The 16,692-nt window shown below is 57.3% G+C and carries 8 protein-coding genes; 6 read left to right on the top strand and 2 right to left on the bottom strand.

Annotated elements, in window-relative coordinates; translation table 11 throughout:
• The first annotated feature begins 2 nt into the window (after positions 1 to 2).
• The 6 genes from hrpB (at position 3) to BLR80_RS11600 (ending at position 6,866) form a co-directional block, all read left to right on the top strand.
• Positions 3 to 2,486, top strand: a complete 2,484-nt coding sequence (gene hrpB, locus BLR80_RS11625; RefSeq protein ID WP_092080378.1) for an ATP-dependent helicase HrpB — start codon at positions 3 to 5, stop codon at positions 2,484 to 2,486.
• Positions 2,487 to 2,620: 134 nt separating this feature from the next.
• Positions 2,621 to 3,625 carry a TIGR00266 family protein gene (locus tag BLR80_RS11620; RefSeq protein WP_092080375.1) on the top strand — a complete coding sequence of 335 codons (1,005 nt, stop codon included), beginning with the start codon at positions 2,621 to 2,623 and terminating at the stop codon, positions 3,623 to 3,625.
• Positions 3,626 to 3,668: 43 nt separating this feature from the next.
• Positions 3,669 to 4,343, top strand: a complete 675-nt coding sequence (locus tag BLR80_RS11615) for a hypothetical protein (protein WP_143012159.1) — start codon at positions 3,669 to 3,671, stop codon at positions 4,341 to 4,343.
• A gap of 31 nt (positions 4,344 to 4,374) precedes the next feature.
• Positions 4,375 to 5,697, top strand: a complete 1,323-nt coding sequence (locus tag BLR80_RS11610) for a hypothetical protein (protein ID WP_092080369.1) — start codon at positions 4,375 to 4,377, stop codon at positions 5,695 to 5,697.
• A 71-nt stretch (positions 5,698 to 5,768) separates the two neighbouring features.
• Positions 5,769 to 6,530: a hypothetical protein gene (locus tag BLR80_RS11605; protein ID WP_092080366.1), complete on the top strand. Its 762-nt coding sequence runs from the start codon at positions 5,769 to 5,771 to the stop codon at positions 6,528 to 6,530.
• Between the two features lie 54 nt (positions 6,531 to 6,584).
• Positions 6,585 to 6,866 carry a peptidylprolyl isomerase gene (locus tag BLR80_RS11600; protein ID WP_092080363.1) on the top strand — a complete coding sequence of 94 codons (282 nt, stop codon included), beginning with the start codon at positions 6,585 to 6,587 and terminating at the stop codon, positions 6,864 to 6,866.
• Between the two features lie 269 nt (positions 6,867 to 7,135).
• On the opposite strand, the gene BLR80_RS11595 is transcribed toward BLR80_RS11600, so the two are convergent.
• Positions 7,136 to 16,417 (bottom strand): hypothetical protein, encoded by a 9,282-nt coding sequence (locus tag BLR80_RS11595; protein WP_143012158.1) that lies wholly within the window; start codon positions 16,415 to 16,417, stop codon positions 7,136 to 7,138.
• Positions 16,368 to 16,692 (bottom strand): transposase (locus BLR80_RS11590; protein ID WP_143012067.1); only part of this gene is annotated, 325 nt, incomplete at its 5' end. The genes BLR80_RS11590 and BLR80_RS11595, both read right to left, overlap by 50 nt.

The raw sequence follows: 16,692 nt of genomic DNA, 5'->3' as shown, positions 1-16,692 counted from the left end.
TCATGCCGCTGCCCATAGACGCGATACTGCCGCAACTTCTTGCCCAGCTAGCCCGCTGCGACACGGTGATTCTGCAGGCCGAACCGGGCGCGGGCAAAACCACCCGGGTACCGCTGGCGCTGCTGGAGGCCGAATGGCTGCAGGGCCGGCGGATGGTCATGCTCGAGCCGCGCCGGCTGGCGGCGGTGCATGCGGCGCGTTATCTGAGTCGCCAGCTGGGCGAAGAGCCGGGCCAGACGGTGGGCTATACCATCCGCCACCAGCGCGCGGTCAGCGACCAGACGCGCCTTGAGGTGGTGACCGAAGGGATTCTGACCCGGCGGCTGCAGAACGATCCGGCGCTGGATGGCGTCGGACTGCTGATTTTCGATGAGTTTCACGAGCGGGCATTGCAAGCCGATCTCGGTCTGGCACTGGTGGGCGATGTGCGGGCCGCGCTGCGGCCCGATCTGAAGGTGCTGGTGATGTCGGCCACGCTTGATGGTGCCGCTCTGGCTGATTTTTTCGGTGGCTGTCCACTGGTGGTTTGCGGTGGCCGCAGCCATCCGGTAACGGTGACCCACCTGGGCGATGATTCTGCCGCGCTGGAGCTGCAGGTGAGCCGGGCGGTGCAGCTGGCCGTGGCACGGCAGCCGGGTGATGTGCTGGTGTTTCTGCCCGGTGCGCGCGAAATCCAGCGCTGTCAGCAGGCTCTCGCCGGCCGGCTGTCTGATGATGTTGTGCTGATGTCCCTGTATGGTGCCCTGCCGTTTGAGCAGCAACAGCAGGCCCTGCAGCCGGCCGCCCGCCGCAAGGTGGTGCTGGCCACCAACATTGCCGAAACCAGTCTCACCATTGAAGGGGTGCGGCAGGTGATCGACAGCGGGCTGGAGCGGCTGCTGACCTTTGAGTCGCGTACCGGCATGAACCGGCTGGTAACGCGGCGCATCTCCCTGGCCAGTGCCCGTCAGCGCACGGGTCGGGCCGGGCGCACGGCGCCCGGTGCCTGTTATCGACTGTGGTCACCCCAGAGCGAAGCGGCCATGAGCGATTATGTGCCAGCGGAGATTGTGCGCAGCGACCTGACCGCTTTGGCCCTGGAGCTGATTGCCTGGGGAGTGAGCGGGGCCGATGCGCTGCAGTGGCTGGATGCGCCACCCAGGGCTCACCTCGAAGCCGCCTTTCGCCTGCTGCAACAGCTTGACGCCATTGATGGCCAGCGTCGCCTGACTGCGGTTGGCCGGGCCATGTGCCGGTTGTCGTTGCATCCGCGTCTGGCGCGCATGCTGGTGGCGGCGCAGGGCGAAGCCGAGCAGGTGCTGGCCTGTCAGCTGGCCGTACTGCTGGAATCGCCGCAAGGATTCCGCTCGGGGGCGGCGGCCCGTGACGGCGACCTGTTCGATCAGCTGGAGTCCTGGCAGCCACACCGCAGAACCCTGTCCTCGCCCGGCTTCCAACCGGCCGAGCAGACTTATCGCCAACTGTGCCGGCGGCTGGGTTGTTGCCCAACCACGGCTCCCAGCAACCATCCTGACGTGATGGCGCGGTTGCTGCTGGCGGCCTACCCCGATCGGCTGGCCCGCCAGCGGGACCACAGCCCGGAACAGTTCCTGCTCAGCAACGGCCGTGGCGCACGACTGTCACCGCGCTGTCGGCTGCGGCGGCAGCGCTGGCTGGTGGCGGTGGACGTGGAATTTTCCTCTGCTGGTGAGGCCCTGATTCATAGCGCCTGCGCGCTGGCGGAGGGCCGGCTGGAGTCGGTCTGGCCTCAGCCGCTGCCCTGGCACAGGGAAACCGTCTGGGATGAGGCGGGGCAGCGGGTGCTGACCCGCGAGGTGCAGCGCTGGGGCGCGCTGCTCCTGACCGAACGGCCCCTGCCCCTCGATGGCGAAGCGGCCTTGGCCCTTGTGTTGCAGCGGATTCGTCTTGGCGGGCTGGAGCGGCTGGGCTGGTCGCAGGAGGCTGAGCGGCTGTGGCAACGGATGCGCTTTGTCCAGCAGTATCGACTGGTCGCTGATTGGCCGCAGGTCGACGAACGCGCTTTGCTGGATCGGCTGGAACAGTGGCTGGCGCCCTGGCTGGGCGGCATGAGCCGTCTCGAACAGGTGCTCAAGCTTGATCTGGCCGAGCCCCTGGCCAGCCTGCTGACCTGGCCCCAGCTTCAGCTGCTCGATACGCTGGCGCCGGAGCGCCTGAGCGTGCCGAGCGGTTCCCGTATTGCCATTGATTACAGCGATCCGCAGCAGCCGCTGTTGGCGGTCAAGCTGCAGGAGCTGTTCGGCTGGCAGCAGACGCCTGTTATTGGCGGCGGCCGGGTGGCACTGCTGATCCAGCTGCTGTCGCCGGCCCGCCGTCCCATGCAGACCACCAGGGACCTGGCCAATTTCTGGGCCACGACCTATGCCGAGGTCAGAAAGGAGCTCAAGGGCCGCTATCCCAAGCATCCCTGGCCCGATGATCCCTTGACGGCGGTTGCCAGCCATCGCACGGTGAAAAAAAACGTCTGACAGAATCGTAAGACTTGCACAATGGTGAGCAGCGGTTAAAATCCTCCGCACACCTCCGGGCAAGGGGTTCGGGGGCGGGCCGGGCCGCATGGGCCCGCTGATTTCTGATAACGGCGGCGAAAAGGAGTGGTTCAATGTCTCAATGGTTTTTGACGATGGATGGTCAACAGATCGGTCCGCTGACCCTGGCTGATGCCCAGGAACAGGTGCGCCAGCAGCCCCAGGCCTTTGCCTGGCGCGAGGGTTTTTCCGACTGGTTGCCGGCCAGCCAGATCGCCGAGTTGGCCCAATCGACGACGGTACTGGCTCCGCCGCCACTGCCACCTGGTGGCGCGGCGCCGACGCGGTGCGATGAAATCGATTTCACCATCTTCGGCAGTGAGATGCAGTTTGTTGAGATTGAGCTCGATCCGGCCGAAAGTGTTATCGCCGAGGCTGGTGCCATGATGTACAAAGACAGCGTGGTAGAGATGGAAGCCATCTTTGGCGACGGTTCACGCCAGGAAACGGGTGGCCTGATGGGCAAGTTGATCGGTGCCGGCAAGCGCGTTCTGACCGGCGAAAGCCTGTTCATGACCGTTTTTACCCATCAGGGCAGTGGCAAGGCCAAGGTAGCCTTCGGCGCGCCCTATCCCGGCAACATTATTCCCCTGTCGCTCAAAAGCCAGGGTGGCACGCTGATCTGCCAGAAGGACGCCTTCCTCTGTGCCGCCCGAGGCGTGTCTGTTGGCATTCATCTGCAGCGCAAGATTCTTACCGGGCTGTTCGGCGGCGAGGGCTTCATCATGCAGAAGCTTGAAGGTGATGGCATGGTGTTTCTGCATGCCGGGGGTACCATTGTCGAACGTCAGCTGCAGGCGGGCGAGGAGCTGCATGTGGATACGGGCTGCATGGTGGCCTATGAGCCCCAGGTGGGCTTTGATATTCAGCAGGCCGGCAATATCAAGACCGCGCTGCTTGGCGGCGAGGGCCTGTTTTTCGCGCGGCTGCGTGGCCCCGGCAAGATCTGGCTGCAGTCGCTGCCATTCTCGCGGTTGGCGGGCCGGATGCTGCAGGCGGCGCCCCAGCGTGGCGGCAGCAAGGGCGAGGGCTCTATTCTGGGCGGTCTGGGTAATCTGCTGGATGGCGACAACCGCTGACCGGGCCTGATGCCGCGGCTGGCGAAAGGGGATCGGTGACCCTATGGCACGTTCTGTTTGTTTGATGGATTTTTCTCTTTTAGCGGTGCTGCTGGTGCTGGTGTTGCCGGCGCCGGGGTTGGCTTTTTCCTTCAGCGCCTACGAACAGTCCGAGCAGGAAGCGGAACAGGAACAGCAGCGCCAACGCGCGGATGAGATTGCCGCGCTTCTGGCCACGCCCTGCGCTGCCCGCCTCAAGGGTGCCACCACGGCGTTTCTGTTTACCCAGCAGCAGGGCGATGCGCTTTATCTGCGCTCATCGCCGCAGGATGAAGCCCTCTATGAGCACATCAACAGCCGCCTGCGCCGGCTGGGCCTGAAAACCTTCAGCCCGGAGCAGATCCGCCAGCGCATCGCCGATGCCGAGGTGCAGGCCTTCATGAATAACGACGCCGATGCTGCCTTGGCGGCGGCCCGCAAGTTCAGCGCCCGTTTTGTCCTGCGGGCCCAGCTGAAGACCCAGACCCGCCGCAATCCGGTGGTCGGGATTGATGAGGTCAGTGTGCTGCTGACCTTCTATCTCAGCGATGCTGGCGGCCGTGCGCTCTCGTCGGTTCAGGTGGCCGAAACCGCTTTTTCCGATGCCCAGGTTGAGGCGACCCTGCTGGCACTGACGCAGCGCCAGGCCGACTATGCCATTGCCCGGCTGTACCGTGATTTCTGTCAGCAGGCCCGCTGAGGCGGATTGCTTTTCTCATCGGAGGCTCTCCATGCGAGTTGTTTTCTGTTTGTTTTTGCTGCTGGCGCTGCTGCCACTGACCACGCTGGCAACAGCCGGTAGCGTCCAGACGCTGGTGGTTTCGGCCGAGGGCCTCGCCGATCCGCAGGCGGCCATCTACCAGAAAGACCGGGGTCTGCTGATCGATGATCTGCGGGCCGATGCCCGCCGGCAGGCCGTTGAAAAGGCTGTCGGCGTGCTGGTCGACAGCAGTACCCTGGTGGAGAACTACGCCCTGGTGCAGGATCGGGTGCTGACAAAATCCCAGGGCCTGATCAAGCAGATTCTCAAGGAATCGGAGCCCTTTGTGGGCGACGATGGTTTCATGCACCTGCTTATCAAGGCCGAGGTTTATCTGGCTGATGTGCGCACGGCGCTGGAGGAGCTGGGGCGCCACGAGCGGCGTGAGCTGATTCGTCAGCAGGGCAATCCGCGTATTGAGGTGCAGGTGGTGGTGCGCGACACCGAACGTGGTGGCGACGCCAACGCCGAACGCTCCTTTGTGGCGGAAAATGTTCTCAAGGAGCATTTCGGTGCCTTCGGTTATCGCGTCTGGGCCGCCGGCGAGAGCGGGGTGCAGTCGGCCGATTTCGCCGTTGAGGGCGAGGCCCGTTTCAAAGCCCTCAGCGCCCGCCTGCCGGCTTCGGGCCTGACCGTGACCAAACACGCGCTCACCAGCTGGTCGGTCAAGTGTCTCAACCTGCAGAGTGGCGAGGAGATCTATTTCAACAACAAGGTGCCCAAGGGGCGCAGCTGGAACGATGAGGAACAGGCGCTGGAAGAAATCGGTCGCATGATCGGCGAGGAATTCAGCCGCGATTTTTTTACCGATCATCTGATGCAGCCGTCCAAGCTGTTTTTTCTGCAGCTGACCGGTCTGCCCGATTACGACAGCGCTACCCAGCTCAAGCGCGAATTCATCGGCCTGCGTTCGGTGCTGAATGTGGATCTGCGTGAGTTCAACGCCGAGGGTACCTCGCTGTTTGAGATTGATTTCGGTGGCAGCCGGCAGAACTTTGTTGAGGCCATCCAGACCCAGCTGCTCGAACCCCTCAACCGTAAATTTGGCCAACCGGTATTTTCCCTGCGCGCGGCGCGCGGCGAAACCGTCACCGTGGCCTTTATCTCGCCGGAACCGGCCAGCGCTGTGCACCAGACCCTCGATCAGCAGTTGCCGGCGGCCCTCTATGCCGCTGCGCCCGAACGGCTGCAGGCGCTGATCAAGGATGAGTCCACCCGCGAACGGCTGCAAGCCGTGCAACCCCAGGCAACGTTGGCGTTGCCGGCGGCCCAGGCGCAGGTGCGCGATTTTTAAGTCGGTTAGAAGCTGACGGAATGACCCATTCGCGGGATTCTTTCACCAACCCTTCAAGGAGGAACGAACGCATGAAACCATCGAAAATCGGGATGTTGCTGCTGGGCCTGCTGGCGCTGCTGGTCGGCTGTGTGCCGGCCATGCAGTCCTCGCAGCATGCCAATCAGATTGCCGATCAGGCCATGTATCAGCCGGTACAATACAGCAACAGTGGCCGGAAGGGGCCGACCGTCATTGTGCTGCCGGGCCAGATCAAGAGCATGAACGCCACCTTCCGGGAGAAGGTGACCAGTAACAATATCGCCGATTTTGGTGAACTGGAGTTGTCCAACGCCAACTTCGGCGTGCTGGAACGCTCGGATCTGGGGCCGCTGCTGGATGAGGTGAGCCTGGCGGTCAACATGGGCGATCCGACGGCACTGCAGAAATTCAAACGCGGCAAGTTCAAATCGACCAAGTGGTTTGTCACCTTTGATGTGCTCAAGGCTGAAAAGGTCGCCGAGGCCAAATCGGGTCTTGATGGCAACGTGGCCGGTAACATTTTCGGTGCCCTGGTTGGTGGTCGCAGCGGCTATGTCGGTGATGTCGCCCTGTCCTCGACCAAGTTGGGCGACAGTGCCGGGGTCTGGATTGTCGGCATGCGCTACAAGATTGTTGACGCCTCGACCACTGAGCAGGTGACGACCGGCTATCATGAGCAGAAGATGGAAATCGGCAAGAAGGGCACCTCCTTCCTCGGCGTGTCTGGCAGCGAAGGCCAGATGGTCACCCTCGACAGCCTGGTGCAGCGTCTGGTACAACAGTGCGTCGGCGATATTGATCGCAAGAAATAACCCGGCCGCGGCCTCTGCTGACAGGACCGCGACCAATCATTCGGGAGGTTGAACATGGCGACAGCCTGTGCCCGCCATATTCTGGTGGCAACAGAGGAACAGTGTCTGGAACTCAAGGGTCAGATCGAAAGCGGGGCGCTCGATTTCGCCGCCTGCGCCAAGAAGTATTCCAAGTGCCCGTCGGGCCGCAAGGGGGGCGATCTGGGGCGCTTTTCACCGGGTCAGATGGTCAAGCCCTTCGACGAAGCCGTGTTCAGCGGTGAGGTGGGGGCGGTGCTCGGGCCGGTCAAGACCCAGTTCGGCTATCATCTGATCGAGGTGACCGAACGCGCTTGAGGGTTGGCTGGTTGAAACCTTGATGTGACAGAACGGGGCAGTTGCCTTAAGGCAACTGCCCCGTTCTGTGTCAGGTCCGTCCTGTGTCGGCTTTTGTTGAGGCGCTGGCGATGGGCGCGGCCGCTTTTTTATAATGACTTGATTGTTGCCTTAAAAGGGGCAAGGTTGGAATGTTCTTTCACGCAAGCGACAGGAGTGCTCAGGTTTTTTTTGCGTCAAAAATTGTGGCGAGGAGTAGTCGACAACCTCATTTTTACTACATGATAAATCTACGCAAAAACATCCCAAGCGCTCGAAATAATTGTCATTAATTCATCGTTCTGCCGTACATCATCCAGACAGGTCATTGCAATTCCTTCAGCAGTGGCATAAGCGCTTATATCCTGAATAATTTGAGTGATGTCGCTATCGCTGAGATAACTCCCATCCGCCAGAGTCAGGGCTTCGATGCGATTGCCGGTTGAGGAGTCACTGTAATCTGCAAGGGTGATGACATCATCCGTACCATAACCAATCCGCAAAGTATCGCCATTCATGAAAAGGGCGAAGCCGTCTGCCGTGACTTCATCGCCGAACAGGATGGAATCCGTGCCGGATGCATCATACAGGCTGTCGCTGCCGTCCCCTAAATTGAACAGATAGGTATCGTTACCGGCTCCGCCGTAAAGGAGGTCGTTGCCGTCATCGCCACTGAGTTCATCGTCACCATCCAGCCCGGAGAGCTGGTCATCACCGTCATAGCCGCGCAACTGATCGGCGGTGGAAGCGCCGCTCAGGGTATCGGCACTATCCGTCCCCGTAACCAGCGTGTCAAAACCACTGCCCGGCGTGGTGGACAACAGGCTTTCGATGGTCGTGGCAGAGATACCGTAGCTGCCTGATGGTTGAATATAGGAGAGTTTATAGTCACCGCCGTCAAACCAATGCTTCACGGTCACCATGGTTGTTTCATCGCCATCGATCTTCACCAGCAGATCATCTCCCGAGCGGTGATAGCCGAGTCGGTTTGCGGTAATATCATCGGTGAAGATCAGCCAATCGGTGCCACCGCCGCTGTTGTCAATGGTGTCGGCACCACTGCCCGCGCGATACACATAGATGTCATCATCAGCGCCACCGATCAGGAGGTCATTACCGGCATCACCACCGAGCTGGTCAGAGCCCGCCCCGCCGAGCTGAACATCGTTTCCGGCACCGCCATCAAGATAATCAGAGCCGTCACCGGCAACCAGCCAGTCATCACCGGACAGGCCAAAAAGTTGATCATCACCGGCAAGGCCCTGTAACAGGTTCATGCCACTGGTCCCAACCAATTGTTCGGCGCTGTCCGTGCCGGTGGTGACGCTGTCAAACGCACTTGCGGCCGGAATTTCGCTGCCCCCTTCCTCTTCGCCGGCGTCAAACAGGGCAGTGATCGTTGCCGCGCTGATCGCGCTCTCTCCGTAAGGCTGAACGTATGCCAGCTGATAGTCCGAACCGACAAACCAGTTTGTGATCGTCACCTGAGTGGCGGCATCGGCATCAACACGTATGATCAAATCATCGCCATCCTGCAGGTAACTCAGGCGATCACCGGTAATGTCGGTAAAAATCAGCCAGTCGGTTCCACCGTCACTGTTATCGATGGTATCGGCGCCACTGCTAGAGGCATAGACATAAATATCATCGCCAGTCCCACCAATCAGCGTATCGTTACCGGCATCGCCGCCGAGCTGATCATCGCCGGCTCCGCCCGACTGAATATCATCGCCATCGCCGCCATCGAGGTAATCTGCTCCGTCACCGCCATTGAGTTCATCAACACCGGCTAATCCGAACAATTGGTCATCCCCGGCATAGGCGTTGAGTTGATCGCTACCGGAAGTGCCCACCAATTGTTCGGCGGAGTCCGTTCCGTCGATAACCGTATCAAAATCCGAGGAACCGGCGGCAAGCAGCGTCTCGATCTGCGTCGCCGAAATGCCGTACTCCCCATCCGGCTGAATGTAGTCGACCTTGTAGCTACTGTCCAAAAACCAATTACTGATCGTTACTTGGGTGGTTTCATCGTTATCCACTTGGACGATCAGATCGTCACCATCCTGCAGATAGGTCAGGCGAGCGCTGGTGATCCCGTCGGTAAAAATCAGCCAGTCGGTACCGCCGCCGCTGTTGTCGATGCTATCGGCACCACTCCCTGCACCGTAGACGTAAATGTCATCCCCGGCACCGCCGATCAGGGTGTCATCGCCACTGCCGCCGCCCAGCTGGTCGTTGCTATCACCACCAAAGAGCAGGTCATTGCCTGCGCCACCGTCGAGATAGTCGGTATCCGAACCGCCCAGCAACCAGTCATCGCCGTCCAGGCCAAACAGGCTGTCTTCTCCCTGGTAGGTACGGATCAGATCGGCCCCGTCCGTGCCGATCAATTGCTCTCCAGAGGAGGTGCCATACCACAGCATGTCGAAGGAGTTGCTATCCGGCGTTGTGATGCCATCCGCTTCGGGATTTTCCGGTGGAAACATGCGGTTGATAGTCCAGGCGCTGATGCCGCTGGCATTGGCCGGTTGGATGTAGCTGAGCTGATACTCCTCGCCTAAAAACCAATTGCTCACAACAACTTGGGTGGCGGCATCGTCATCCACCCGGACGATCAGATTGTCGCCGTCACGCAGGTGGGCAAGACGGTCACTGGTGATGTCGTCGGTAAAAAGTAGCCAATCGATGCCGCCGTCACTGTTGTCGATCGTGCTCACCCCACCATCAGCGCCATAGACGTAAATGTCGTCACCGAGACCGCCTCGTAGAGTGTTTGTTCCGCCACCGCCATCCAGCTGATCCGCGCCATCGCCACCAACCAAGGTATCATCACCCGCACCGCCGCTCATCAAGTCACTGCCGGTACCGCCGTAAAGCACATCATTTCCATCCGCGCCAATCAATTGGTCATCACCGCCATTACCGCACAGGGTGTCGTGACCTTCGCGCCCCCACAGGTTATTGTCGCTGTCATTGCCATTAATGACGTTGTCGAGTTCATTGCCATTGCCGCGATAGACTGCGCCAGTAAGGATGAGGTTTTCAACGTTGGCACTGAGAAGATAAAGGGATTCGTGACTACGGATTTCCGTGTCCGTCCCCTGGTCCGCCGACTCGGTAATGACATCGCTCTCGGAATCTGTGTAGTAAATGTCATCGCCGTCGCCGCCGATCAGCTCATCTCCGCCTGAACCGCCATCCAGGATATTGGCGGCACTGTTGCCGATCAATAGGTTGTTCAGTTCGTTACCCGTTGCGTTAACGACTGCATCTCCGGTCAGGACAACATTTTCCAGATTGGCTCCCAGAATGATATCTCCGGCGGTTTCAACCGTGTCTGTTCCTTTATCGGCGTATTCGGTAATGGTATCGCCATCATTGATTACATAGATGTCGTTGCCGGCGCCCCCTTCGAGAACATCGCTGCCCGCGCCGCCGTCCAGATAGTCATTTCCTTCCCCTCCAGACAACGTATTGTCTTCGTCATTGCCGGTCAGCACATTGTCCAGCGCATTGCCGATTCCAGTGAGAATGCCATTGGCCAACGTCAGATTTTCAACGTTGTCGGCAAGGTCTGTCGTTGACTCATAGCTGCGGATTTCCGTATCGTCCCCGGCATAGCCGTCTTCAATAATCTGGTCTCCGCTTGCGTCAGTAAAATAGGTATCGTCGCCATCGCCACCGGACAAAACGTCGTCGCCGCTCCCGCCATCCAGGGAGTTGTCTAGGTCATTGCCGGTCAAGCTGTTATCCAGAGCATTGCCGACGGCGGTTGTAGCGCTGCCTGTCAATGCTAGGTTTTCGATATGATCAATCAGGGTGTAATCGACGGAACTTTCAACGGTATCGTTGCCCTCATCCGCCAACTCGACCAAGGTGTCCTCAATGCTATCGATCACGTAGGTGTCGTCACCGGCCTCACCGTACAGGGTGTCGCTCCCGCTGCCGCCGGTCAAGGTGTCCGCGCCGGCACCGCCGTAAAGTTCGTCATCGCCTTCGCCGCCGGACAATGCGTTGTCCCCGGCATTGCCGATAAGAATGTTGACGAGGTCGTTGCCGGTGCCGGTCAGGTTCTCCTCACCGCTCAGGGTAAGATTTTCAACATGATCCGCCAGGGTGTAATCAACCGTGCTTTCAATCGTGTCGATACCTTCATCGGCGTTTTCGATCACGACGTCAGAGGCATCATCAACATCATAGATATCGTCTCCAGCGCCGCCGACGAGGTAATCGCCCCCACCTCCTCCAATCAAGGCATTGTTCATATCATTGCCGTAGATCGCGTTTGCCGAGTCATTACCGATACCGGTAACAGCTTCCGTGCCGGATAAAACCAGATTTTCGACGTTGTCCGCCAGAGTGTAGCTGACCGTGGACGTGACCAGATCGGTTCCGGTAGCTGCCCCTTCGACGATGGTATCGGCAGCGTCATCGACCAGATACTGATCATTACCATCGCCGCCGTTCATGGTATCGGCGCCCGCACCGCCATCGAGGATGTCATCACCGGCACCGGCAAACAGCTCGTCATCTCCGGCAAATCCCAACAGGGTATTGTCCAGACTGTTGCCTTCCAAACGGTTATTGAGGCTGTTGCCGGTTGCGCTTACGGCCGTTAATTCTTCAGCCAGTTGCAGGTTTTCCAGGTTATCGCCCAGCACATAATCAATGGTGCTGACGACGAGATCGTCTCCGGCATCCGCGTCTTCGGTGATGGTGTCCGTGTCGCTGTCCACATAGTAGGTATCATCGCCATCGCCGCCGGTCATGGTGTCGCTACCGCTGCCGCCGTCGAGCAGATCGTTGCCCGCGCCGCCGAACAGCGTGTCGTTGTCTGCGCCACCGTTCAGTGTGTCATCGCCAGCATCGCCGTAAATGGTGTCCATTCCGCTGCCACCCTGTGCCGAATCGTTTCCATCTCCGCCATGTGCATAATCATCGCCAGCGCCAAGATCAATTACATCGTTTCCACCACGGCCATCAATTACATCGTTGCCAGCCAAGGCATTGATGTTGTCACGGACAGAAGTTCCGGTTACGGCATCAACATCTTCCGTCGTTACATGATCAATGCCGACGGCCTCAATTACAGCTGCCATGTCCATTGCCTGGCCATTAGAAAACTCAACAATATCGATAGGAGAAGTCTCAGCTAAGTTGCTATAGTCGACCCCATCAAGATGAAGTTCATCACCTTCTGTCCCACTATTGATCATCAAGGAGCCGAGAGATAAGCGTAACGAACTCAGATTGATGCCGCCACGCAGAACTAGACGATCATAACCGCCATCATCTTCTAAATGTTTTATTCCACTGCCCATATCGTAATAGTAAATGTCATTACCCTGACCACCATTCATGATATCTGCACCACTGCCGGGGAGCAACAGATCATCCCCATCACCACCCATCAGAATATCGGCACCATCGTTTCCGTAAAGCTGATCATCTCCGCTGCCACCGAATAGGAGATCATTGCCCTCTTCCCCGAACAAAATATCATCATTTTCCTCGCCATAGAGGATATCTGCCCCAACACCGCCCTGCAGCTGGTCGTTGCCACTGCCGCCATAGAGAAGATCGTTGCCTTCATCTCCAAGCAGGATATCCGCGTCCTCATTGCCATTAAGGATGTCTTCACCATCTCCACCCTGCAATTCATCGCTGCCTGTACCGCCTAAAAGGAGATCATTATCCTCTCCTCCCCAAAGTGAGTCTGCTCCATCATTCCCGTTAAGCAGGTCACAACCATTTCCACCAACTAATTGATCATCTCCGGTGCCACCATACAGCGAGTCATCATCTTCCATGCCGAAAAGGAGATCATCACCATCGTCTCCATAGAGCTGGTCATTGCCGACACCCCCTTGCAATTCATCGTTGCCAGCACCGCCGCTGAGTACATCTTCGCCGTCCCCGCCAAACAGGATGTCGGTATCTTCTTCGCCCCAAAGGTAATCATTCCCATCGCCACCCTGTAATTCATCATCTCCGGTTCCGCCCATAAGAACATCGTTATCTTCAAGCCCGAGCAACAAATCATTGCCAGAACCTCCAACCAGAGTATCGTTTCCGGCGGCACCTATCAGGGTATCGTTGCCTTCTTCGCCATTGAGATAATCATTTCCACCGCTTTGCTGTTCCGAGCTGTCTCCGTACAAGTTGTCATCGCCCGCACCGCCAAACAGAATATCCGAACCGCCCATGCCATAAAGTTTATCGTTTCCTATGCCGCCATCAAGAAAATCATCCCCATGCAGGGCTTCAGGCAGTTGCGCAACACCATTGTCGCCGTTGATCATGTCATCGCCCGCGCCGCCAAGGACGATGTCGGTTCCGGCACCACCCCAGCTTATATCATCGCCTGCCTCCAGAAAAATCGTGTCATCACCATTCTCGCCAAAGACAGTATCGTTGCCGGCTCCGGCATAGACGGTATCGTTGCCGCTACCGGAGCCATCCTCGACGGCTAGGTTGGAATAGGTATAGGTGTATGTGGTGCTGCCGTTTGCATCCGTAGTAATGTTTGATGTCAGTCCCCAGTTTTTCCAGTCAGGAGAATGAATGTTCTGATCGCCACGAATAAAATCATCGCCTCCCCCGGTGACGATCAGGTCATCACCGGAACCTGCGGCAATAAAATCATTCCCGGCACCCGTAAAGATTTGATCATTGCCATCAGCGGCATCCATTAGATCACCTTTGACTCCACTGGCCTCCTCAGTCGCGCCGTTGAGAATGAAATTCTCGCAGTCGCCCTCGTGGTCACCAAACAGCAAATCATCACCACTGTTGCCATGTAACAAGTCTGCGCCCGATCCACCCTTCAGAACATCCCCGTTCTGGCCACCATCAAGATAGTCGCGCCCGTCACCGCCGTCAGCTATAATCCTCTCGCTGTGCTCACTCTCAACCAACAGCCAGTCGTCGCCTTCACCAAGCTCTACGACATCCTCTCCGCCACGATTCAGATAGACAGTGTCATTTCCTTCGCCGCTGATGATTGTGTCATTTGCTGAACTGTCGTAAAGGATGTCGTCTCGTGTCTCGGAATTGTCATCGGTTACGACATTGCCGAGATCATCATAACTGTATTGCATGCCCTCCTGATCGGGGTCCGCATCAACCGGGCTCATATCACCGACAATGTCGCGTGTTGTTACCGGCGCAGCAGCGGTGCCTGTAATAAAATTGTTATCTTCGACGCTAATGTTCAGCGCATTGAGAATATCGTATTCCATTTCATTGCCGTCATCATCAACGGTAATAAGTGTGGCTGTAATAGCAGCGCTTGCATCGGCAACGAGTTCGCCTTGTTGGAGTAATGCAAAAGCAAAAAGGGACTGCCCTTCAATGATGTCGATGGTGATTTCACCATTGACGAAATCGAGCTGTTGTCCTTTGTACACCAAGGCCAACACACTGCTATCAATGGACCCGGAAACCTGAATGACGATTTTGTCACCGGATGATAACGCCTGGTTCACCCCGAGGCTGAAACTTAAGGAGCCCCATTCGGTCAAGGTTGAGGAGAGATCATCGGCGATGTAGTTTTGCAGGGTGAACGGATTGGTGGTGTCAAGAGCCAGCGCGGCTTCAAGGCAAAAGGTCAGGTTAATGCCAAAGCGCTCCAGCAGCTGATTCGGGTTGTCGATATCGTTGATAGTCATGCTGTTGTCAGTACTGGTGGTTGTCCCACTCAGAGCGGTACCCGTAATCAGCATGGTCTGGGACAGCGGATTCCACTCGAAAGAGAGGCCGTAAGTTGAATCGGTGAACGTATAGAGCGACAGGGAAGCGTTGCCATAATACGATTCAATAGCCGCATCACTGAGGTCCAAATCGCAGATGACGATATGGTTCGTGCCGGAATCAGATGTTTCGGTATCGATGATGATATCCTTTCCATCACCGGGGGCGTATACATACACATCATCACCGGCACCTCCGTTCAGGGTGTCCTGGCCCTTTCCACCTTCGAGCCAGTCGTCGCCGCCTTTTCCGTCAAGCGTATCATTGCCTCCCATGCCGAAAAGGTGATCGTTATTTGAAGTGCCGGGAATAAGAGGATCGCTTTCATTCGAACCAAAGGTGTAGCGAGCCTGATCCAGCAGGATTTGATGGTCGCCTGAACTGATACTTAGATTCTCAGCTCCCGCTCTGATATCTGTATACAGTATCGGAGAACCATCACCTCCGACATCGGTGGTATCATGGATATTGCAATAGATCAGATTGGCCAGCATCTCGGCGCGGTCGGTCAGATACATGTCACTCAACTGCCCTTCCCCGGTGGACGGGTCAAAAATATCCAGTTCGCCGTTTTGGTTGAAGTCGTCGTACATGGAATCCGGGCCGACCACGGCAAAAGGGTTGAGATTGACCAGGGCGTAGCGGTAGGCGATGTTGTTGCGGGCTTGGGTTTCGATGGCGGAGGGGGAGAAAGGGGTGACGTTGCCTTCGGTATCGGTTGTGGCCAACACCTCGATGCTCAGGCCGGAGGTGTCGCCCAGCTCATCCAATACGGTGGTAATGCTTGCAATATCGATATACAGATCGTCACGGTTGGTGTCGTATTCTTTGCCGGTGCGCGGGGTAAACCCGGTGACGAACAATTTCCCCAATGCTGTGACGGCTGATTCGAGGGTGTGGTCGGCTTTACTTGATGAAGTTTGAAGAATGGCCGTAATGGTATTGAGACCTTCTGTGCTATCCAGCCCAGGCGCAGCAGTAGCAAAGAGATTATATACGGCGAGGGTATCGGTAAGTTTGGCAATAGAGTGATTCTCAACCAGAAGATTTCCTGCAATCAACCCGGAATCCTCAATAAATACATGACTTATATCGCCCAGTAGCATACCCAGCCCGGCAGTCACAGACCAACCCGGATCGGCAATAACGTTGATAACATTTCCGGCAGGAACACTACCCGGGATAATTCCAACCAAATCCAGAATCTCTGCGCCAATTCCGCCCACTCCCGGCGCATTGAAAGTCATGGTCTGGGCAACATCGCCGGAATGGTCTACCGCAAACATTTGTGCCAGCAGTCCACCCAGTGAATGACCAGTAACGTTTAAGCTATCAGGCTGAACATCTCCCGAAGCGACTAGGGATTGATAAAACGCCTGCAGTTGCTGATATTGCTGAGTGCCATTAAGCCCCAGAAAGACACCGACGTCTGTAATGCCATCCATAATGAAGCCTAAATCCGTTTGTGTACCACGAATGGCCAAACACTGCTGACCAGAGGTATCCTGAAACACCGTAGCCGAAAATCCACTTACCGGATCAGTGTATTGGTCAATAACGGTGTATTTGTTGGCGAAGGCGATGGCTTGAGTTTCAGACATGCCACCATGAATTAACAACTGAGCATAATCATTGGGGCTACCCTCTACCCCACCACCAAATAACCCTTTAGTTAAACCTGTGGCATACGCTGCCTGTGATAATTGAGATTGTTCAAAAAAATCGGGCTCGTCAGCAGAATCTGTGGAGATAATCAGGTTCCGGCAACTTGCCAAGTTCATGATATAAGGCGATTTGCAGGCATTTCAGGGTTTTAAAACCGAAGGCTTTTCTCATGGTGAGTTTCGCCTTGAGGTTCATACCCTCCACGGCCCCGCTGGAAAGCCGCCCTTTGGCCTTGAACCAGTTGAGGATCAGCGGCTTGTGGCTGCGCAGCATCCGGGCTACTTTCTTCATCGGCTCCAAGTCGGTTTGAAGTGCCCGGGTCACCCAGTTGTCGAGAAACTTTCCCGCGAAGTCGGGGCGTTGATAGTCCCAGAACCGCTGGAAATCCTCG

The organism is Desulfuromonas thiophila (genome assembly GCF_900101955.1).
GTDB classification, from domain to species: Bacteria; Desulfobacterota; Desulfuromonadia; order Desulfuromonadales; family Desulfuromonadaceae; genus Pseudodesulfuromonas; species Pseudodesulfuromonas thiophila.
Note: the sequence above shows the minus strand (reverse complement) of the source record. Positions and strands in the feature narration are given on the sequence as shown.

Excerpts from the sequence above, each read along its gene's own strand:
- BLR80_RS11610 (WP_092080369.1), top strand. The coding sequence starts at position 4,375 with ATGCGAGTTGTTTTCTGTTTGTTTTTGCTGCTGGCGCTGCTGCCACTG.
- hrpB (WP_092080378.1), top strand. The coding sequence starts at position 3 with ATGCCGCTGCCCATAGACGCGATACTGCCGCAACTTCTTGCCCAGCTA.
- BLR80_RS11595 (WP_143012158.1), bottom strand. The coding sequence starts at position 16,417 with ATGAACTTGGCAAGTTGCCGGAACCTGATTATCTCCACAGATTCTGCT.
- BLR80_RS11605 (WP_092080366.1), top strand. The coding sequence starts at position 5,769 with ATGAAACCATCGAAAATCGGGATGTTGCTGCTGGGCCTGCTGGCGCTG.
- BLR80_RS11620 (WP_092080375.1), top strand. The coding sequence starts at position 2,621 with ATGTCTCAATGGTTTTTGACGATGGATGGTCAACAGATCGGTCCGCTG.
- BLR80_RS11600 (WP_092080363.1), top strand. The coding sequence starts at position 6,585 with ATGGCGACAGCCTGTGCCCGCCATATTCTGGTGGCAACAGAGGAACAG.
- BLR80_RS11615 (WP_143012159.1), top strand. The coding sequence starts at position 3,669 with ATGGCACGTTCTGTTTGTTTGATGGATTTTTCTCTTTTAGCGGTGCTG.